The sequence below is a fragment of the Niabella sp. ZPM-14 genome (assembly GCF_055693045.2).
On record NZ_CM181148.1, the window covers coordinates 536,004 to 558,642 of the forward strand.

At 48.3% G+C, this 22,639-nt stretch carries 12 protein-coding genes; all 12 read right to left on the bottom strand.

What is annotated here, in order from left to right; genetic code table 11:
• Positions 1-276: 276 nt before the first annotated feature.
• Positions 277-1,467, bottom strand: coding sequence for a glycoside hydrolase family 76 protein (locus tag ACU37H_RS02035; protein WP_472702694.1), 1,191 nt, complete (start codon positions 1,465-1,467; stop codon positions 277-279).
• Between the two features lie 203 nt (positions 1,468-1,670).
• Positions 1,671-2,804, bottom strand: coding sequence for a SusE domain-containing protein (locus tag ACU37H_RS02040; RefSeq protein WP_472702695.1), 1,134 nt, complete (start codon positions 2,802-2,804; stop codon positions 1,671-1,673).
• A 43-nt stretch (positions 2,805-2,847) separates the two neighbouring features.
• Positions 2,848-4,506 (bottom strand): RagB/SusD family nutrient uptake outer membrane protein, encoded by a 1,659-nt coding sequence (locus tag ACU37H_RS02045; protein WP_472702696.1) that lies wholly within the window; start codon positions 4,504-4,506, stop codon positions 2,848-2,850.
• Between the two features lie 18 nt (positions 4,507-4,524).
• Positions 4,525-7,641, bottom strand: coding sequence for a SusC/RagA family TonB-linked outer membrane protein (locus tag ACU37H_RS02050; RefSeq protein ID WP_472702697.1), 3,117 nt, complete (start codon positions 7,639-7,641; stop codon positions 4,525-4,527).
• Between the two features lie 1,268 nt (positions 7,642-8,909).
• A complete protein-coding gene (locus ACU37H_RS02055; protein WP_472702698.1) occupies positions 8,910-10,184 on the bottom strand; it encodes an aminotransferase class I/II-fold pyridoxal phosphate-dependent enzyme in 1,275 nt (424 codons plus the stop codon).
• 253 nt (positions 10,185-10,437) lie between these two features.
• Positions 10,438-11,085: a TetR/AcrR family transcriptional regulator gene (locus ACU37H_RS02060; protein WP_472702699.1), complete on the bottom strand. Its 648-nt coding sequence runs from the start codon at positions 11,083-11,085 to the stop codon at positions 10,438-10,440.
• A gap of 95 nt (positions 11,086-11,180) precedes the next feature.
• Positions 11,181-11,534: a response regulator transcription factor gene (locus ACU37H_RS02065; protein WP_472702700.1), complete on the bottom strand. Its 354-nt coding sequence runs from the start codon at positions 11,532-11,534 to the stop codon at positions 11,181-11,183.
• Positions 11,535-11,542: 8 nt separating this feature from the next.
• Positions 11,543-15,655, bottom strand: a complete 4,113-nt coding sequence (locus ACU37H_RS02070) for a CheR family methyltransferase (protein ID WP_472702701.1) — start codon at positions 15,653-15,655, stop codon at positions 11,543-11,545.
• 108 nt (positions 15,656-15,763) lie between these two features.
• Positions 15,764-16,801 (bottom strand): chemotaxis protein CheB, encoded by a 1,038-nt coding sequence (locus ACU37H_RS02075; protein WP_472702702.1) that lies wholly within the window; start codon positions 16,799-16,801, stop codon positions 15,764-15,766.
• 135 nt (positions 16,802-16,936) lie between these two features.
• Positions 16,937-20,161, bottom strand: coding sequence for an error-prone DNA polymerase (locus ACU37H_RS02080; protein ID WP_472702703.1), 3,225 nt, complete (start codon positions 20,159-20,161; stop codon positions 16,937-16,939).
• 190 nt (positions 20,162-20,351) lie between these two features.
• The gene (locus tag ACU37H_RS02085) at positions 20,352-21,851 is read right to left on the bottom strand and encodes a Y-family DNA polymerase (protein ID WP_472702704.1); all 1,500 of its coding nucleotides are present in this window, start codon (positions 21,849-21,851) and stop codon (positions 20,352-20,354) included.
• Position 21,852: 1 nt separating this feature from the next.
• Complete coding sequence (locus ACU37H_RS02090; protein ID WP_472702705.1) at positions 21,853-22,587, bottom strand: ImuA family protein; 735 nt, start codon at positions 22,585-22,587, stop codon at positions 21,853-21,855.
• Between the last annotated feature and the right edge of the window lie 52 nt (positions 22,588-22,639).

Below are 22,639 nucleotides of genomic sequence, written 5' to 3' on the forward strand. Positions count from 1 at the left end.
CTCAAAGATATGTGTATCCACTCATTTGATCGGTCTTTCAAGAGCAGGACCCTAAGCGTCATACCACTACTGCACTAATAATATTGAAGTTGTTAACCCTATTTTTACGACATAGCAACATTAGTCAATGTGAATGCCATAACCCTTTATCTCCGAAAGATACAGGCAGGCGCATCGCCTGGTAACTTTCATCTCGTCCTTGCTACCCGCTTCAACTACATCCGATCGAAAAGTATTCGAAGCATTCACTTCAAAGTTTATATATCCTGGTAGCCTTTATTTAACCAGGCCTTCTTTTTGCAAGGTGGCCATCGCTTCTATCGTTGTGACGGCGCTGATAGCCGATCGTAAATCACCCCAGGTTTCGGTGTCGCCGGGATTTTTCCACCAGGTATAACTGAATTTTATAGCAGGCGTTTTTTGCGTGCCTGCTGTCCAGAGATAAGTCGCGTTATGCTGAAGGAAATCGATATACCGGGCGCGGTCCTCTGCCGGGAGCTCAGGCATGCGGATCAGCAGTGTAAAGTAACGAACGAAGATGCCTTTGAACAGGTTCACATCATGTCCCGCCCCGCTTCCGGACTGCTCGCCCCAGTCGGTCATCACACCGTATGTGCGATTGATATTATGCGTGATGTGGTAATTGGCGATCCTGATAGCGTCGTCTAAGTACATTTTATCTTTCGTGATCTGGTACAGCTCGATGGCTGCACCGAGATAAGTACCTACGTCGTAAGAATAATCATGATTCTTATCAGTGATGTTTTCAAACACGCGGCCGGACGATAAAATGGTCCTGTTATATTTCATCCAGTCGTAGATGCGCTTCGCCCATTCGAGGTTATTGAAGCCATCGTTTTGTTCATCGGGATACTTTTTATACCTGCGCGCCGCAATGATGGCAGCGGGCCCATTCGCAGGGATGCCTTTTGCCTCTCCCAGGTCATCTGATGACTTCCGCCACTTAATGCCGCCCCCATCGAATTCGGTCCAGCCTTTGGTGATCCATTGCCAGAGATCCCTGGCAGATTGGGCATAGCGATTATCACCCGTCGCTTCCAATGCGCGCAGATGTGCCAGTCCATGCCAACCCATGTCGTCATAATATTCGTTTTCCCAGTTATCGCTATACCAGTTTTTCTGTCTTACGCCTTCATAAAAGTCGTAGATCGCCTGCTGATAGCGGTTGTCCTTCGTCCGGATCCAGGCATCTACCAAAACGTCGAGGCCATGCGCTTCGGGCCAATAATCATTCCAGGCAATTTGTCCTTCAAATGTATTATTGAATACGTGTTCGGTTGCGTTCCAATACCTGTCGACAAACGCTTCTGTGGCACTGTCGGCCGCTGCTTCCCAATTGACCTTATAAAACCGGGTCGCCGTTGTATCTTCCTCGATATAGGCATCTTCATATTTTGCACAAGATGCTACAGCCAGGACCATGATTGAAAAAAATATTCTTTTCATCGTATATCAGTTGCTTTTTATTGGATCGAAGGAACGCCTGCTGAGAGACCGATTTGTGCACATCAACAAGCGTTTCATTCTTACCTGTTTTATGGGCCGGATAACCGGCTATTGTTTGTCCAATCAATCTAACCGGTCTGTTGGTTAAGGCGAGGCTGCATCAAAACACCTCTCGGCTTTGAAGCAACCACGCTTTGCCGGCACTAATTTTTCTTAACGATATGCGTGTAAGGAGCGCCACCTTGTAATTTAACGGTCACGGTTACATTCGCACCATCCATTTCACCGGCAAACTTCCATTTATCATCCCATTGTGTTGTGCGATCCAGCAGCTTAACGTAATAGTAAGAAGCTGGAGCGTCAGCGCCGGGACGGCTGTCTGTCGGATTGAGCGCGCCGAACTGCGCAGTTCCGGATGCCGTTTCCATTTGCAGCTTATAACGCTCATCCCTGCCCCATGACTCCTGTCTGAAAGTAACCAAACCGGTGCCGGACCATACACCTAATCCGACGTAGGGAAGATCAATGATTACTTTATTTTCAGGGCTAAAGAATACACCCATCTTCGTGATCCTGGTAGTGGACACACCTTTGTTGGTAAAATCAAGTGTGATCCGGTAAACCCCTGTCTGATCTACATCGGATGTTTCGCTGTTATCAGCGTCTGCCAGCTTGCCTTCGGCGTTGATATAAAAATGTTCGGGAGTGCCTGAATTCCTGTCCGTAAAGGAGAAAGCACCTTCCTGATCCAATCGCGTATAGATTTCAAATTTACCATCCCCTGTCTTCTGCATCAGTATTGCCTTTGACAGATCATCGCCTGTTTCGGTAGCATCGCCGGTGATATATACATTTTCTGGAATCACCTCGAAGCCTTCCAGGCGTTTCACTGTGAGCTTACTTTTTTGAGGACATACGGCAGAGCTGATGCCCCTCCAGGAAACGACAGACCAGAAGATCGTGCCGGTTTCCCCCGTTGGAATCCCCGCGGCTGAACAAGCCTTATTGATATCCAGGTGGGTAATGCGGGCATACAATTCTTTGCCGGTGTTGTCTGATACGATCCTGTAAACAGGATTATTCAGATCAGACTCTTTGTAAAACACTACTTCATAAGACACCAATTGCCCGTCCTGCGCGTGGCTCGGCGCCCATTGAAAGAGGACGTTGGCGCCGTTCTGTGTGCTCAGGGTGAGCTGCTGGTTTTCCACCGGTGCATAAAGAGATTCGACTGCCGTCACCTGCGGATCTTTGTATTCCATATCGTCTTTAGCACAGCCGGCAACGACCAGCAGGGCAAAGCATGAAAAAATAAGTTGGTTGATTAAAGTATTCATTTGCTTGTTATATTATAAGTGAACTGAAAATCGTTATTGAAACTTAATAGCCTGGATTATTGGGCAACAGGTTCTTATTCAGATCCATCTGCTCTAATGGTACGGACCACAGGTAATCGCGGTTGTTGTTGAATTTAAATTCATCCACACGCAGATACCCACCGTCGATACCGGCATCGGAACCGCCGAGCTTGAACCCGTGCATAAATCCTTTCAATACCTGCTCGCCGATCTGCCAGCGTTTGATATCGTACCACCTTAACCCTTCGAACGCCAGTTCTACGCGACGCTCATTCCTTATGATCTCCCTGATCTGAGCCTGGCTTTTGGCCGCAGGATAATCGAGCGCTACTGCTGCTGTAAATCCGGCCCTGGAGCGGATCGGCCTGATGGTCTGATCCCATTCCTGCTGCGTGATCCTGGCCAGCTCATTGCAGGCTTCTGCATACATCAGAAGCACATCTGCATAGCGAAACATGATGATATTAAGCCCCGCCTGCATATTGTCTCCCATGTCCCAGTCATAATATTTGCGAACATAGTAGCCGGTCTTGGTTTGCCTGTCAGCCGCACTGATATAGGAATCGGCAGTGCCCGAACCTTTCGCCGTGCGAATCGTATTGGTCGTGCCGTCTTTATTCAGCCACGAATAATTGTCATACACGACGGTGGCAGACAAACGCGGATCGCGGTTCACATAAGGATTGTTTTCGTTGTAAGACGGATCTCTGTCGGCTCCTTTCACGGGCAGTCCATTCATCGTCAGGTAAGCGTCCACCAACTCCTGCGTGGGATTTTGCGAAGACAAGCCTGCTCTTTTGGTAATGGGCGCCATCTGGCTCATATGTGACCAGGTTTTCAGATTGGGCACATAAGTGATGTCCAGGATCACTTCTTCGTTATACTCATTTTCAGGGGTGAACAGACGCAGATAGCTTTCTGCTCTTCTCGCCGGGAACTGGTATAAGCTGTAAGACCCATACGTGCCCTGGTCATTGATCAGTCGTCCTGCATATTCCTTGACTTTCGCATAATTGTTTTCATACAAATAAGCCCGGGCCTGGAATGCACAAGCCGCTCCCACCGTGATGCGGCCACGCTGCGCTTCGGGCAGATCGCTGCGCTTAGGCAAATGACCATCATTGATGATATCGTCCAGCTCCGTATGGATAAAATTCAATACCTCTTCTTTGGGCGTCCGTTTCACCGCATAAGATTCATCAAGCGTAGGCTCGGTGGTGAAGAAAGGCACATTGCCGTAATAGTTTACTAACCGGAAATAGATGTAGGCCCTGATAAAACGGATCTCATCGATCATGCGCTGCTTCAAACCCTCGTCCATACCTGGCACACGGTCGACATTTCTTAAAAAAACGAGGCAGGTTTTAATACCTCCGTAGGCATTGCCCCATTCTCCGTTAAAAAGACCGAGGGCGGGGGTCGCTTCGCCCCTGCGTATGGTTCTGGGGTCGCTGGCGCCATAAGTCTGGATGAGATTGTCGCTAAGGAATTCATCCCGCCACATCATGTCGGCACTGTACATTTGATTATAGGCCATATTCATGACCAGTTCTGCCTTTCCTGAGGAAGTCCAGTAATTATCTTCTGTAAAGCGATCGATGGGCGCAATATCCAGTTTCTGACACGAGTGCAGGAAAAAAGCCCCTGCAACTATCAGTATGATGTATATATTTTTTTTCATCGTTGTAGGTTTAATATTTTAAAATTCTGCATTGATACCAAAGCCATAATATTTAAGCGTCGGATAATTACGCCCGCTGTTGGCACCGCTGGCTCCCATATTATTATTAAACTCTGATGATTCCGGATCGATAAAAGAATTCTTCGAGAACGTAAGCAAGTTCTGGGCGTTGACATAAGCCCGTAGACGCCCCAACCCAATCTTTTCAGCCAACCTGGCCGGGAGTGAATAACCCAACTGGATATTTTTCAACCGGATATATTGACCATCCAGGATGAACACATCTGAACCACGTCCCCAGTTATTAGAAAAAGATGAAGAGGCGTCGTCAGATAAACGCGGATAACGTGCATCCGTGTTGGTAGGCGTCCAGGTGTCTAACTGATGTTGAAACATCACCGGGTACCAGGCACCATGATGGAAGGGCACATAAATATCACCACGCAGTGACTGCTTACGGCTTCCTACTCCCTGTATTAACATGGAGAGATCAAAGCCTTTATAATCGACATTGTAAGTAAAACCGAAAGTATAATGAGGGAAAGCATCACCAAGATAATAACGGTCCTGATCATCGATAACGCCGTCGTTGTTGCGGTCTACGAACTTCAGATCGCCCGGCTGCGGTGTCACACCGATGGGTATGGCCGAATTTTCGATTTCGCTGTAACTCTGGAAAAAGCCATCCGTCTTCAGGCCATAATAGCCCGCAATGGGTAATCCTTTTCGGGTTACATAACCAATGTTATCCCTGGTATCGATCTGCTCATTCCCAAGATCGATTACTTTATTCTGCGTATTTCCTATGTTGAAAGAAAAGGCATGATTGAAGGCAGCCGTGCGTAACCGATAGTTGATCGTAGTTTCCCAACCCCTGTTTTCCATCGTGCCAATGTTAACATCGCCTAATGCAGTACCGTATACGCTTGGTGTTACGGGCCTGCGGAGGATATCATTGGTTCGCTGATAAAAATAATCCATCGTCACCGTTAACGCATTTTTCAGGAAGGTCATATCCAGACCTGCATTGTAGGTATTAACACGCTCCCATCTCAGGTCCGGACTTGCCTCCTGGAAACCTGTCCCGGACACGGCGTTATTGTTAAAGCCGGCGGCGTTGACATAAGCGGTGTATGTGGTGAAGTATTGAAAGTCATTAATTTCCTGGTTGCCCAGGATACCCCAGGAACCACGCAATTTCAGATCACCGATATGATCGCGGTAGGATTTCAGGAACGACTCTTCTGACAACCGCCATCCCAGCGATACGGACGGGAAGGTACTCCACCTGTTATTCGCAGGAAAGCGGCTCGACCCATCTGTGCGGAGCGTTACCTCTCCATAATATCTTTCGTCGTAATTGTAGTTGACTCTTCCAAACACAGACTGTATCACGCGTTTAAGCGTATTGTTGACTTCTGTCCGGCTATTATCAAAGACAGTTTCTTCCTCGCCGTCTGAAATGGGAATACCCAGATCGGGGTCAGTGAACATGGTCTTCACGTCAATCCCGCGATTGGTCAACACTTCCTGCGATACCCCGGCCATAGCCGTAATGCCGTGCTTACCCAATTGCTTATTGTAATCCAGGAGAAACTGGGCGTTGATAAAGGCGCCCTTGAATGCATAGTTCTCGGTTTCCCTGTTTGCATTTTCAAACCTCGCAGGTTCTGTGTCTTCCGGTGAGTTATAAAGCGGGAATTGCAATCTCCGGATGAAACGCCAGTTGGAAGTCATATCAGCGCCAAATACACCACGCGCTTTCAGATCATTGGTGATCTTGAAATCGAGGGAGGTTCCGATGTTGATCCAGTCATTATTATGCCGGTTATATCCGCCCAGCTCCAGTGGGGCAGCGGCATTTACGCCGATCGAACTGATAATATACCTGCCGTCCGCTGTTCTCGGCGCGTTATAATAATATTTAGGTGTCCGGCTGGCATCTGCAATTTTAAATCCGCCATTGGCCTCGTCTCCTTTACTGTCATTACGGGCATAGCCGAGGATAAGATTTACTTTCAGACGGTTGATCTCTGTGGTCAGCTTACTCCGCAGGTTATATCTTTTAATGCCGTAGCCGGGTCCGATAAAATTGCTTCCCTGCTCATAGTAGCCGCCCGATACCATATACGTAGTATTAGCCGATCCGCCAGAAACACTTACATCATAGGATTGCTGAAGCGCATCTTTAAATATATAGTCCATCATCCATTCTGCATCTCCCTTATCCCTGAGATCCTGGATCTGCGCCGGCGTAAAAGCGGGTGTCTTACCGCCATTTGCCAATGCCACATTAAGCATTGTGGCATTCTGCCATCCATCGAGTGGCTCGTATAAAATATCAGCCGTTTGCACACCGACAGAACCACCGATACGTACCTTGGGCTTCTGGTTTTTACTACCCTGCCGCGTGGTAATCAATATAACCCCGCTGGCCGATCTGGAACCGTATATCGCTGCGCTACCCGCGTCTTTCAATACGGAAATATTAGCGACATCATTAGGATTCAGTTTATTCATATTATCCGCATCGGATATCATTCCATCGATGATCACTAACGGCGTATTGTTGGTAGTGGTTTTAATACCCCTTATATTAATGTTCAGGGTATTATCATTGGGGTTCATGCTTCTTTGCTGTATGATGAGGTTGGGAGATGCTCCCTGCAGGGCCTGCGTTAGATTGGCCACCGGCCTGTTTTCTATCACTTTGGAAGTGATCTGGTCTACAGCACCAATGATATTTTTACGGGTAGTGGTACCATAGCCGATCACGACCACTTCGCCCATCAATCCGTTTCCCTCTTCCATCACTATATTGTGATAGATGGCAGAGCCGGCCAACACCGTAAGATCCTTGTAGCCGATGTGTGAAAATAATAAGCTGTCTTCGGGATTACAGTCAATCGAGAATGTACCATCACTGGCGGTAATGGTCGCTTTGCTGGTCGTAGCAACGGACACACTAACACCGCTTAACGTCTCACCTTTATTGTTCTTTACCACCCCCGTGACGTTGGTGATGGCAGCGGATTGCCCGGTGGTGTTTTGTGCATGCGTTGATAGCGCTATACCTGAGAAGCCTGTCCATAACAACAAGCTGACCAGGAGCAGTCTGGGTATTTTTTCAATCATATTTTGTTTCGTTTAATTTTTTCATTGCATAACTGGTTGAGGGTTGCATGATGCACTCGGGCGACCGGCATTGATGCTGATAAGAAAAGACCGACATATGGCTACTATTTTAGTGTTGTCAGGTAAAAGCCTCAGCGATGTACCAGGTTTTTTTGGCAAACGGATTCCTATCCGGATATGGATATAGTTCACAGCACGGGCCGTTACTATAAATACCAGGTCCAAACCATTTTCCAGAAATCATTGAAGCATAAGGGCTTTAATAATCACATGGCACTTTCGTTACAAGCTTTTTACCCGTTTCAGGGCAAAATCGTTTTTGCTTTCCAAAAATAGGAAAGTTTCCGAATTAAAAAAATAGAATTTGAAAGCAGGCCTTTTTTAAAGAAGCAATCGCTGATCCCCGAAAGGGTTCTAAAGTTATGAGAGGACGAGCCTATGGAGAAAAGCGGCTATGCGTTTTGAGATTGCAATGCGGCACCATAATAGTAACGGTTCTTACCTGCACCTTTCCGCGCATTTTGAATGGATAACCCGGAAAAAAAACCACCCGGTTCAAACCGTTGACGCAACATGAAAGGCATGGGCGGCTATGGTACGATTAGTCATTTGAAAGAAAAGCGACACCGCTGACCGATAAAACTTTATGTAAAACACTCGTATAAAAAATATTCACCGATTGGTGTATTTTATACAATTTTCACCCTACATTTGCTTATGCCTTATCCTATAATGATATCTCTGAAGTTGGGTCGTTGCAAACCTTTAATTCAGTTCTTGTAAAGCTTGATGTTTTCTAACATGGCGTACCTGATCTTAGTTTACCTGAAAGAATCTTTGAAACTCGCTATGTTGGGCAGCTGAGTTGCTAACCTATTTTTATCTTTTATAAAGACAGGCCGGCATCAGCTGCCCTTTTTCCGTCCCGGTCAGCTTCCCATTACTCATTCATCACATTTAAACAACGACATTGAGATATCCGTCCAGATGGATGATCGCCCGGGAATTTCTTTCCAGCTTAAATGATCCATCACCATCCTGTCTCAGACGCAGCCTCTCTACAGCGCTCAAAAAGGGAATTTCATGGATGTCAACAACCGCCGCTAAAAAAAACTTCTATCATGGCGATCTACGCCATAGTAGAAGTTTTATCATTAATGAGTTCATAGGATATGGTCGGGACGAAGATATGATCTTTTTTTATAAAATAACACTAAATAGTGAATTTTTTTTATCCCCCCATAACCATGAACCTTATAAAGGTATTGTCACTTGTTACCGCCCTCATTTAAAATGGATCTGAAGGCGCTCCTGATCTGAGTGGTTGTCAACCCGAATTTTGATAAAGAGGTTTGAAATTCTTCCACCAGCGTTTCGATGAGCGCCTGTATCTGTTCGAAAGATTGCAACAGCGTGATAGTAAACCTCACTCCCGAGTGGTTTTTGGATACGGCGGGGAATATCCCGAGATTCACCAGGAAGCCCCGCTCCATCATGCGTCCCATCAAATCATACGCCATCCCGATCTTCGAAGTGCCTATGAAAAATATCGCCGATCCGGGATTGGATATGATGGGAATATCTGTTTCCGCCAATAATGAGTAGGCATAGCGGATCCTTTGGTTCAGCGCGTCCTGCAGGGAATAGATCTCGTCCGTTAAATGAATATGGGCTGAGGCCATGGCAGCGCCCAGGGTAGCCGGTTGCAGCGGACCGGAGGAATTGAACGGCGCGGCACAGGTCCGAACCTTCTTTGCCAGTTGCTTTTCGGGGAATGCCAATATGCCTCCGCCCGTTGCAAACCCTTTGGCCATTGAAGAAGCGACTATCATTTTTTCATGGATGTCCCGCTCACCCATCGCAAAACCTCTGCCCCGCGGCCCCATGATACTCATTCCATGCGCGTCATCTATATACGCGTGAAAGGCCCCGTATTGTTCGAGAAGTGCATATACATCGTTGATCGGGCAACGATCGCCAAACATGGAGTAAATTCCGTCGGCAAAATACCACACGCGCTTACAGGTCGACCGGAGCTGGCGGATACGCTCTTCCAGCATATCGATGCGGTTGTGTCTCAAAACCTCAAAGTGGACATTTGTATTGGCCCGAAAGACGTTGATACCGCTGAGAACGGAATTATGGAGCTGCTGATCCGCGATCACCGCATCACCCGCATCCAGCACCACAGGGATAGCCGCCAGGTGCGCCAGCGTAGTAGTCGGCGCAACCAGGCACGTGGTGTTGAATATCGTGCTTACAGCTTCCTCCAATTGTTCATATAATTCAATTGACACATAAGCCCTCGATTCTGAGAACTGGGTACCAAACTGATGAATGGCATCGATCGCCCCTTGTTTCAGACGGGTATCGTGTTCCAAGCCCAGATAACTACAGGAAGTAAAATTTAAAAGGCTGGCCTCATCGATGGTAATCCGATTCTCCTGGTTTAAAGCGCCGCGTTGCACCAGATGTAGCAGACCTTTATCGACAGCACCGGAAATAGCTTCATTAATCGCACTCAATAGACTGCTGTGACTCATAGCAATTAGGTTTAAAAGGGTAAAACAAACACGCAGTCAAGATACTACAAAATCACTATCCGGTAATATTTACAAACCGGCTTTTTGATTTAAATCTATTTTTAACCTATAAGCGTTATGAACCCGTAACCGGTATCTTTATATCAATCGGAAAGGAAAAAGGAAGGGCCTGTCGGCACGTAAAGTGCTGATGAAGATAGGTGATTTTGATAAGGTCTGTAAAAAAAGAGGACTTACAAATGGATCAGCCGGCTCATACCTTAACTTTCGGATACTTATACGTGAGGGTCAAGAGGCGTTCAATAGCTTTGAACAGGCGCTCTTTTCCGACCGCGGTCGACATATCGATGCCACACATCGTACTGCCGTTCGTTTTTGCGTGCAACACGGTGTAGTAGATAGAAGCAACGAGGATCGCCATCGTGGCCCGGAAATCTACCTCTGTGTTGTCGAAAATATCAGCCGCCTTGTCAAAAACTTTCTCGCCCAGCTCTTCCCGCTCGTCAGAAAGTGCCCGGATCGTGCGGTTCTTTTCTGATATCCCCCACAGAACGATCTTCTGCATCTCGGTCGATTTGAAAAAGTAGTCAAAATCATTCCTGAGCAGCGTCAACATGAATTCCTTACTGATAGGGGGAAGTTCGATTTCGCTCCCGTTCGCCAATTTTTGCTCCTCAATTTTCCAAAAGTCGACATGGTTGAGATAGGCTTTGATCAGGCCGTTGAGCCCGCCAAAATAGTCATAAATCAGTTTTTTAGACACCCCGGAAACAGTCTCTACCTTGTTGATCCGGATGTTTTGAAAACCCTCTTTAACAAGAATTTTACCAACGGCGGCTATAATCTTCTTCTTAGTCCGCTCCTTGTTGTAAATTTCTCCTTTATGCGTTTTCCTTTTCATGGACGCAAGATACGCATTCAAACGCTTGTAAATATCATACCCAGCCGATGTATCATCCAAAACCAGGTAATCGTAAGTGATTATGTTAGAAAATCTTAATGTAACAGCAGCTGCACTTTTGTGCGCAAGGATTCTAAAGTAAAGGGCTTAATGATGCTATCGTCTGCACCTGCGTTTTTGGCCAGTGTTACAATATTAGGGTGGGCCGACAACATCAGTACCGGTACGTTTCTTAAAGACTCGTGTCGCTTAATATAAATGCAAATATCGAGTCCGTCAGCGCCCGACAATTGCTTATCCAGAATCAAAAGATCGGGTGGCTCCACCTCGCCGCTCAAAATAGTTTCCGCATTCGTGAGCGTGGTGATCTGATAGTCGTACTTCTTGAAAGCGATCTCAAAAATATCGCGTATTGCTTCGTCATCCTCAATTAAAATAATGCGTTTCATAATCCTGGTTATTTTTTATAAGGAATCCGGAAGAAAAAGGTGGATCCTTTACCCTCTTCGCTTTGCACAGTAATACTGCCCGCATGCTTCCTTATGATTTGCGCCGTAATATATAAGCCTAAACCCATTCCGGGAAATGTATGCATATTATTGGCTGTAACCCGGAAGAACCGGTCAAAGATCTTTTCCACCTTATCTTCCGGGATGCCATAACCTTCGTCCGTCACGCTTACTTTCACCTCCTTCTCTCCTATCACTTCTGAAGAAACAGTGATCCTGGAATTTTTCGGAGAATATTTAATGGCATTGGAGAGCAGATTCGTGACCACTTGCCCGATACGCTCCCGGTCCGCAATAACCGGGGGCAACTCCTGCAGTTGCAGGTCGAAACTGTGATTGGAGGTTCTTTTGATTTCCTCCACCCGCTCCAGGACCAGCTCATTAAGATGAATCTCTTCGGTTACCAGTTCCAGCTGCCCTTCTGATATGCGGGTCGTATCGAGCAGATGCCGGATCAGGACGCTGAGCCGGTCGATCTGCGAATTCAGCCGTTGAAGCAGTTCGATATCATCTTTATTGCCAACCTCTTCGAGACGCTCCTGCACAATTTCGGAGTAGGCTTTAATACTGGTCACGGGTGTGTTGAGTTCGTGGCTGGCGACACCGATAAACTCATCCCGTTGCTGTAACAATTGTTTTAATTTCTGCTCGCTTTTGCGCAAGGCTTCTTCAACCCTGGCACGCTCCACAGCGGACCAGGTACGATGAGCGGTTTCTTCGGCCAGGGCGATCTCTTCGCGTGTCCACTGCCGCGTGGTGGATTGATCCAATACTAATACACTCATGAGATTGCCTTCACGGATCAGAGGCAGGGACAATAACGCCCTGATGTCTTGTTCTTCATACAACGCCTTTTCTACCTCCGGGAGGCGCAGGTCGGTGGAGGTATCATTTACCGCCACGGTTTGTCCTGCGTCCGATTCCGCTACCACGTAGGGACCGAAGTCCGAAATGTTCAAATGCATAACGGGCGCTGATGCGCGTTCTTCACCCGAGCGCTTTTTCAGCTGGTCATTGATAGAGCCGGGCTCGTAATAAAATACCCGGTCTACCAGTAAATGTTTTTTGATCACCTCTGCCGATGTTTGCTTAATCTCCCCTGGCGCTGTAAGCGGCCTTAATGCGTCGCTGAGCTGGACCAGGTAAGTTTGCCGGGCTTCATTGGCACGCAGTGTTTCCTCCGCTAATCGTTTTGAAGTAAGATCACGCATGATCTTTACATACCCGATCGGGCTCCCGCTTTCATCGCGGAGCGGATGTACGAGACCCGATCCCCAAAAGCGGCTACCGTCCTTGCGCAAATGCCAGCGCTCATTCTCTGCACGACCCTCCTCCAGGGCCATTGACGCCTCACGCGCAGGATCATCCCTTTCACGGTCTTCAGGAATAAATAAGACATCCCCTTTCCTTCCCATGATTTCTTTCTCATCATAACCAAACATATTTTGTGCTCCGATATTCCAGGTATTCACGCGCCTGTCAAGGTCAAATGTAAAGATCGCATAATCGGTAGCGCTCTCCAGGATGTAACGGCGCCATTCTTCGGCGGCACGCAAGGCCTTTTCAGCTTTCTTGCGATCAGTAATATCAATGAAAGAAATGACCACTCCTTGTATCCTGTCTTCATCGGTGCGATAAGGCGTTAGCCGGGTAAGATAAATGCGGCCATCTATAGTTTCCATTTCCTGTTCCATCCCGTGAAGGCTTTGCAGCACTTTTTCTGCACTCCGCACCAGGTTGTCTTTTAGTAGCCGGTTGGTGATATCAGAGATCGGGCGGGCCTGATCAGCCGGGATCAGGTTAAATATATTACAGGCGGCGGGCGTGAAAAGCACTACGCGGAAGGCGCGATCCAGGATGATGGTACCAAAGTCGGTGGAGTTAATAATATTCCGCAGGTTATTGCTGGTAATGCTGGACTCCTCGACCTTTACTTTTAGTTCCTGGTTGACGGTGCTTAATTCTTCGTTGATACTTTGTAGTTCCTCTTTGCTCGTTTCAAGTTCTTCGGTGGCCGACCGCAGCTCTTCATTCATCGCCTGCAATTCTTCATTACCGGCTTTCAATTCTTCGGCTGCAAACTCGTGCTGTTCATTGCTGCTCCGCAGTTGAGCCTTCAATCGCAAGACTTCCTCTTCCAGGTGGCGGCTTGCCGGCTCGTCGGCTGTCAACACGTAAGGTCCTTCCTGCACCTGCTCGGAGATCGGTTCGAAGATGACTAATAAATATCCCTGAGGAACCGTCTCCGCCCGTTCGGGCACAGGTCGCACATGGATATTCAGGGTTTGAACATAGTTATCTATCTGCGTCTTTAAACCTAAGGCACTGATCGCCGTTTTACGTTGCCCGGCCTGGTAAAGGGCGTTGCGTACTTCTACACGAAGGTCCTCATGTACCACATGCAAAAGATTCTGGCTGGGCTCACCTCCTACAAAATTGAGATAGCGGACGGCGTGTTCACTGATGTGTAAAATATTGTATTCTTCATTAACGATCAAAGACGGCGGGGCATATAATTCCACCATTTGTTGATGTAATTCCCCAAATGAGATACGACTCGGATTGCGCGGCCGCGGAGCCACTTTGACGGGCAACTGGGGCAATTCAACTTTGGGAATACTTTCCGGAACAATGATCGTCCGCGACACCACCGGCCTGCTTTGCCATATATGTTGCTCGCGGTTGTAGGCGCTGAAAAGGTCGTTGGCGCCATCAACGCTCTCCGATGAACCGAGCAACAAAAAGCCGCCCGGTCTCAATGCAAAATGAAAAGCTTCAATAACCCGTTCCTGCGCTGCCCTGTTGAGATAGATCATCACATTGCGGCAACTCACCAGGTCAATCCGCGAAAACGGAGAATCTTTTAAAAAGTTATGATTGGCAAACAGCACTGTTTCGCGTAATTCCCGTCGCACGCGGTAGCCTTCACCGTCTTTGGTAAAATACCGGTTCAACCGTTCCTGCGAAATATCGGCTGCGTCGTTCAGCGTATAAAATCCCTCGCGCGCCACTGCGATAGCGGCCTCATCAATATCCGTAGCGAATATCTGGATCTTGGGTGCATCTACTATACCCATCGTCAGATCGGAACAGATCATGGCGATGCTGTAAGCCTCTTCTCCTGTTGCACAACCGGCCACCCAGATCCTCAGGTGATCCTGGGCGGATTTCTTTTCGATGATCTTGGGCAGGAGCGTCTTTTCCAGCTCCTCGAACGGTGCGCCATCACGGAAAAAGTTGGTCACCGAGATCAACAGGTCTTTCAGCAGTGCATAGACTTCCTCGGGATGTTGTAATAAGAACTGTGAATAGGCCGATAAATGCGGCAGGGCGCGGACATGGATCCGGCGTTCAATGCGACGCAGTAATGTAGGCAATTTATAATTGGAAAAATCATGACCGGTTCTCAATTTCAGCTCTATCAACACAGAACGGAGCGCCTGCTGATCCTGTTCTTCGCGGTCTTTCGGCTCTTCAGGTATATGAATAGTGTTAAGAGAATCCCGATAGGCTATAATCTTGGCAGGCATCGCTGCAATATTCAGCACTTCATCCACCATATGGGTAGCAATGGCGTTGCGCGGCATCTCGTTGAACTCGGCTTCCCTGGGGTTTTGTACAAACACGGCACCACCCCGCTCTTTGATGCGTTTCAATCCCATCGATCCATTAGCGCCGGTGCCGGAAAGTACGATTGCTACTGATTGTCCGTCGTTGGCATCAGCAAGAGAACGGAAAAAAATATCTACAGGCGCGCGCCTGTCTGCAATATTCATATTGACATCTACAGCAATATGCCCGTCTTCTATGCGAAGATGTTTGTTCGGCGGAATGACATACACCGTATCTGGCTCGATCTTTACCTTTTCCACCACCTGGAATACAGGCATATTGGTAGACTGCTGCAATACTTCAGCCAGGCGACTGTCATGATCCGGAGAAAGATGCAGGATCACTACGTAGGCTATACCCGATTGGACCGGCGTTGCGTCGAAAAAAGACCGTAAAGCCTGTACTCCCCCCGCCGACGCGCCGATACCCACAATCAGAAAATTATTCATTCGATATTAAATTATAGTGCATCCCGGAAACCCTGCCGGATCTGCACCGGAGACAAATATAACAACAGGAGCTCTACAGAACCCCCATTATTCACATTTTTAAAGTGATCACAATGCATCGGATTCAATACGTTCATTGTTAAGGTGTTCATTGGAACTCACCAGCTCTTTCAGTATTTGCAGACGCCTGCCCGCCTCCTTTGCTTTTTCAAAATATTTCGCCGCAAGCTTGGGTGCATTGCGTTCTGCATAATGATCGCCTGTTTTGTTCAGCATCATCACGCTTTCCTCTATGCTCCTGATTACGCTCCAGAAGCCGTTTTCAATGGATTCAGTAATACTGGAAAGCAAGGTGTCTGAAGAATAGGCATGCCCGGTATGACATCGGTAACGGGTCCGGCCTCCTTCCTGAAGAGAAAACAGCACTCCATGACATTCAGGGCAAGAGAAAGAGGAAGGATGTCCCAGCTCCCTGATCTCCTCTGCGGCAGCCTTATCGCCTTTCGCTACGCGGATTTCCTGTTGGATTTTTTTATTTTCTTCCATAGTTAAATTGACAGGGTCTGGAGTGACAGCATCTTGTTTGGTACAGAGCTCGCTTAGTAATAACGAGATCTCAGCAGCGGAAGTACAATAATCTACAGCTACTTCCCTAAGAGCATTTTCCGGCATGGAAGATACGGCTGCATCCATGGGATGCTGAACAATAGCTGTGCCCCCGAAATACTTCACCAGCCACAAGCCCGCAGTGCCATCATCCAGTGCGCCTGAAAGTATGATGCCAATAACCTTCGGACCATATACATATGCAGCAGAACGAAACAGCGGGTCAATGGCCGGTCGGAACCGGTTTTCGCGCGGACCGGATGTAACCCGTATGCGCCCGGATTCGAGCATCAGGTGCCGGTCCGGCGGCGCTACATAAATACGTCCTTCTTCAATAGCCATTCCATCGACCGCATTCATAGCAGGTAACGTATTAAATTTATTAAGTACGTCCGGGAGGATACCCGTGGCATCAGGGCTCATATGCCAAACAATAAAGATACTGGCTGGCAGATCCTGCGGTAATCCCGCTACCAATTCCTGCAGTGCCTCGAAGCCACCTATTGATGCACCGATAACGACAATATTTTTTTTATTCATGCTTATTTGTGGCTTACTTGATAAAGATTCACTGGCTATTGTTTCACGGGTAAGGCTCAAAAACAGTACCAGCTATCCTCCGGAAGGACTGCTGATCAACAATGGGTTGGTAGTGTTAAAAATGCATGCTTCCTATCATCTGAAATCACGCGAGGGAAACAAGCTGCTTTGAATCATTTTTTTAGCAGGCGCTCTGCTCCCATCCGGGGAATGGAGTGTGCCATCTTTTTCATCAGCACGGCAAAGTGCTTGTACCTGGGGGTCCGCTTGTTGTTGTGGCACTAAAGCACGCAGGTAGGACGATCCATTAAAACATTTTTTTACTACGACATGGATCACAGATCCCTCCCGTTGCAGTTTACCGGAAACCACGAGCAGCCTGGACTGCAGTATTTCTTTGCGGTAGGCTTCAAATAAATGCTTAAATACTACGAGGTTCGACGTGCCGGTCTCATCCTCGATAGTAATGAAACAGATGCCTGATGCAGTGCCTGGCCGCTGCCTTACCAGTACCAATCCTGCTACTTTTACATAAGCGCCATCCGGCAAAGTGCTGAGGGTTGCGGTTGAAATAATATGATCCTGCATCAATTGTTTTCTGATAAAGCTTACAGGATGGGCTTTGAGAGATAGTGTGGTGCTGCTGTAGTCCTGCACCACATGTTCTGCTGCTGTCATTTCAGGCAGGGAGACAGGTGTTTCTAAAGTGCTTTCTGAAGGCAATCCTTTGAACACACCTTCCGGGTGATCGGCAAGGGCGCTGATCTCCCATAATGCTTTTCTTCTGTCCAGGCCAAGCGAACGAAAGCTATCGGCATCGGCCAGTTTTTCCAGGGCAGCAATGGATAGGCCTGCATCCAGCAACTCGTTGATATTGGTGTACGGTTTTTTTCTTGTTGTTACCAGCCTGTTCATTTCGGCTTCGCCAAGCCCTTTTACCTGCCGGAATCCCAGCCGCAAAGCACAATAGGCGCCTTCCTTTTCTTCAAGGGTATTATCCCATTGCGAATGATTGATGTCTACAGGGCGCACGACCACTCCATGATCCCGCGCATCTTTAACGATTTGTGCAGGCGCGTAAAATCCCATTGGCTGGCTATTGAGCAACCCTGCTGCAAACACATCAGGATAATGACACTTGAGCCAGCTGGATACATACACCAACAAAGCAAAGCTGGCCGCATGACTTTCGGGAAAACCATAACTACCAAACCCTTCCAGCTGCTTGAAGACACGCTCTGCATATTCCGGTGCGTAACCGTTTTTCACCATGCCGCCGATCAGCTTATCATGAAACTGCTTCACCATTCCCTTTGCCTTAAAAGTAGCCATGCTCCTGCGCAAGGCATCGGCTTCAGCAGGTGTAAAGCCTGCCGCTACAATAGCGATCTCCATGGCCTGCTCCTGGAAAAGCGGAACCCCCAACGTTCTTTTCAATATTTCTTTTAAAGCTTCGGAGGGATACGAAACTTCTTCCTCATTGTTCCTGCGGCGCAAATAAGGATGCACCATGTCCCCCTGTATAGGTCCGGGTCGGACGATTGCTACTTCAATGACCAGGTCATAGAATTTGCGAGGCTTCAACCGGGGCAGCATCGACATTTGCGCACGGCTCTCAATCTGGAAGACACCGATGGTATCTGCACGGCAGATCATGTCGTATACTTTTGAATCCTCCTGAGGGATATTGGCCAATGTCAGATCCAGACCATAATGTGCTTTGGCCAGGTCAAAACATTTCCGGATGCAGGTAAGCATTCCCAGGGCCAGCACATCTATTTTTAACAGGCCCAGCGCGTCTATATCATCTTTGTTCCATTCAATATTGGTGCGGTCTTTCATACGGGCATTGAGAATAGGACACAAATAAGACAACTTGCTTTGTGAAATAACGAATCCGCCGGTATGTTGCCCCAGCTGTCGCGGGAAACCGATGTATTGCCGGGTCAGCTCCAGCACTTTCCGCAGATGCGGATCATCCGGGTTCAATCCTTGCTCGCGTACACGTTCTTCCCGGACACCTTCACCATGCGTGCCACTGCAGCCCGCCAACATATCGATCATATCTGTGGAAAGCCCCATGGCCTTCCCTACATCTCTTACAGCACCTTTGTAGTGCACCTGTGTCACTGTAGCCACAATGCCCGAACGGTCGCGGCCGAATTTTTCATAGATGTATTGCATAACTTCTTCGCGACGCTCATGCTCAAAATCAACATCGACATCAGGCGGCTCATCACGGGCATCCGACATAAAGCGGGCAAACAATAATTTAAACTGCGAAGGATCTACAGAAGTAATGCCCAGACAATAACAGACCACCGAGTTGGCAGCAGAGCCACGTCCCTGGCACAGGATCTTGTTGTTCCTGGCAAACTGTACAAAATCATAGATCGTCAAAAAGTAAGCGGCATAATTTTTACGCTTCATGAAATCCAGCTCATATTCGATAGACTGCCTGATCTTTTCAGGGATGTCACCTTTAAATCTTTCTGCAGCGCCTTGCCAAACGAAGTAAGCTAACTGCTCATCGGGCGTACGTCCTTCCGTCGTAATCTCCTGCGGGTACACATATTTTAATTCATCTAAGGAAAAATGACAGGCTTCAGTGATGGCCTGTGTATGGGCAATGGCATCGGGATATCCGCGAAACAGGCGCAGCATCTCTTTTCCAGGTTTTAAGAAACGCTCTGCATTCTGACAAAGCAGGTAACCCGCATTATAAATGGTACGCTTTTCCCGTATGCACGTAAGGATATCCTGCAATTGCCTGCGTTCTGCATCATGGTAATGCACATCATTAGTGGCCAGTAAAGGGATGTGATAGGCATTGGACAGTTGTGCCAGCCGGTAGCATTTTTTTATATCATCCCCCTGGTAGGAACGTGTAGCTGCCAGGTACACTTGTCCTTTTAATTGTTGGCCATACTCCTGTAAAGACGCTTTGAAAGCATCATCATAATCAAAGTCTGCATTCAATCGGGCCGGCGGCACGACAGCAAATAATATTCCTTCCTGGTGCGCATATACATCGGATTTATAAAGCTGGCACTTCCCTTTTTCTGTACGCATGTTACCCGTAGTCAACAGGTGAGACAGGCGGGCATAAGCATTCAAATCGGTGGGATAAGCCAGCAGCGACGGGCCATCCTGCAAATCAAGGCAGCAACCTACAATGATGCGGATGCCGCTGGCTTTGGCCGCAGTATGTGCCCGAACCACACCAGCCAGTGTATTATGATCAGTGATCGCAATAGCCGTATAACCCAATGCGGCGGCCTGCGCTACCAGCTCTTCAGGATGAGAACCTCCGCGCAAGAAGCTGAAATTGGTGGTAACCTGTAATTCCGTATATCGCATGATCCTGATGTTAGTTATCGTGAGTTCTGAATTTTCCTTATCATAAATTCCATTCAAGCTGCGTCATCCAATAGCTATCGAATTCAAAGAATCCGACCAAGAAGGAGAAAAAGGCATCTCCCTTGGCTGCGTCCGGCATGACGGTGTTGCGCGTTTAGTATCCAATACAAAGACCCAAAACTCACATTCGTCAAGCAAAATATCCATGAAGAAACCAGCGATGGGGAGCCTTGCCGTCATAATGCCCCAGGCGAAACAGCCAGTAGCGGGCGCCGGTTTCATCTTCAACCACGTAATAATCCCTGTGCTCTCCATCTGCCAGCCACCATTCCGTTTCGATGCGCTCGGGTCCATCTGCTTTTTTGATGGTATGCAGCTTGCCCTTGTGCCGGAAATGCATGGGAGGATAATCAGGTATGGGCGCCGCTACCTGCACAGGCTCCGGATGTGCCAGCAACCGCACGGGTCGCGGGCGATCGGGCCAGGTGGTCGCAGGCTGCTCTCCAAGATGAGCCGCCTCTTTGAAAGACCGTTCGGGCCAGTAATGTTCATCGGGCAAATAGCGATGCACTGTGCCGTTACCCAGTTTGCCCGTTAACTGATCCAGCAGTTCCGCCAACCGCTGATCACTTAAAGTGCTATGATGCCACAAAGCTTCCTGGGAGGGTTGCACCTTTTCTGCCAGGGACGCTTCAAGTGTGAACAGCTCAAATCCCAGGTCGGGCTGCAGCTGATCAATTTTCAGTTCGAAGAGTTTAAAAAGATGTGCAGGCTGATGTGAAGGCAAATGTGTGCCAATGCCGATGGATTGCACCTCATGATCTATCCGCCATGCTTTGAAGGTTGCTTTGCGCAAACCCTTGCCTTCCCCCGCCAACCGGGCACAAATCGTATCCAGCAATTGCTGCAGGGCTTGCTCAATGCCAAAGCGCGTGGTAACCGGTTCCAGGCAGGGCAACCGTTCCAGGAAAGGCTCTACAGGTTGCAAAGGCAATAATGGCGCTGCTTTCCGGCCTAACGCCTGAGCGATACGCTCTGGCAGGCTCTTGCCAAAACGACGTCTTAAGATCGAAGAGGGCATATCTATAAACTGACCGATCGTATACAACCCGAGCTTGTGTAAACGATCGACGATATCCGCTTCCAGCCGCAATGCAGCCGGAGGCAATGCAGACAAGGCGCTATGCTCCTGACCGGCTGGCACAATAGTGATCACCTCTTTGCCATATCTTGCCAGGGCCCAGGCAGTGCCCATGCTTCCAGCCATGGCGATGCGGTTGGTATAGCCCCAGGCATTTAACCGTTTGTGTATATCCTGGAGATACCGGCTCTCGCCACCCCAGAGATGTGTGCATCCGGTGGCATCTAAAAGCAATCCGTCCGGAGGATCGGCTGCCACAAAGGGTGTAAAAAGAACCCCCCAGCGTCCCAGACCGGTCAATAGCTGCTGGTCTTTGCCAGGCACATCTTGTATGACCTCCAAATCAGCCACCAGCGCTCTCGCATCTGCAACGGCCATGCCGGGATGAATGCCCTGTTCCTGCAGGGATGGAGCGATAGCTGTGATACGCATGCGACCATGATCAGGAGCGGCCAGGACAAAGGGCATGTCTTTCAGCTCCGGCCGGCGGCGGATCATTCCTTCAGCAATCAAATGCGGAAACGATATGGAAACAAACCGGCTGCGCATACTAACTTATTTTTCTTACAGGTATTAACGGAGCAACGACAGCGGTATCCGAAGGGATCGTTTGGAAACGTCCGTGCTGCCATACCAGCTTCCAGCTACCCATATTGCCGCCCCGCACTTTCAGCAGGTCCACGTTCCAGCAGGGAAGCGTGACGCCGGGTAAAAAACGGGAATAGTAACTGGGTGCGGCGCTGATCTGCCACCTGCTGACAGCTGCAGTGGGATGCAGGTTGCGATTGGTACGCAATACAAAACCGGTTACACCACTCTTTTCAACAGCGAGCTGCAGTCTGCGGGAAATAGTGAAATCGAGATGAGGCATCTCGCTGACTACTGCTGATAGTCCATCCATTTGCAGACAGGTTTCCATTGCCCAGCAGATATCCTTTTCTTTTTTTGCATGAATAAAAAGAATACGATCAGGTTCGAGGCCGAAGCTGGTAAACCCCGGGGGAAACAGCATCCGATCTGGAGAGATCCACACGGCGGGGCCGCTGTTATGCATGAGCCCGCTAAGGATGCCTGCAATGAAACCGGTAGTAGCCGCTGTTGAAGCAACAGAACTGGTTACATACTCATGCACGGCCCCCGTAGGAAATACCTGTTGAGGGAATGCCTCCAGCACAGGCCCTAATGTAGGGTTGGCCTGCGACTGAGCTGTAGCAGGCTTCTGCCCCTGCATGCGGAAGATCTCCTGCCGCAACTGCGCGATGGTATCGTCTAATACAGCTCCCATCACACAAAACTAATACTAAAATATTTAGCAAAATAGATGATAAAAATATTAG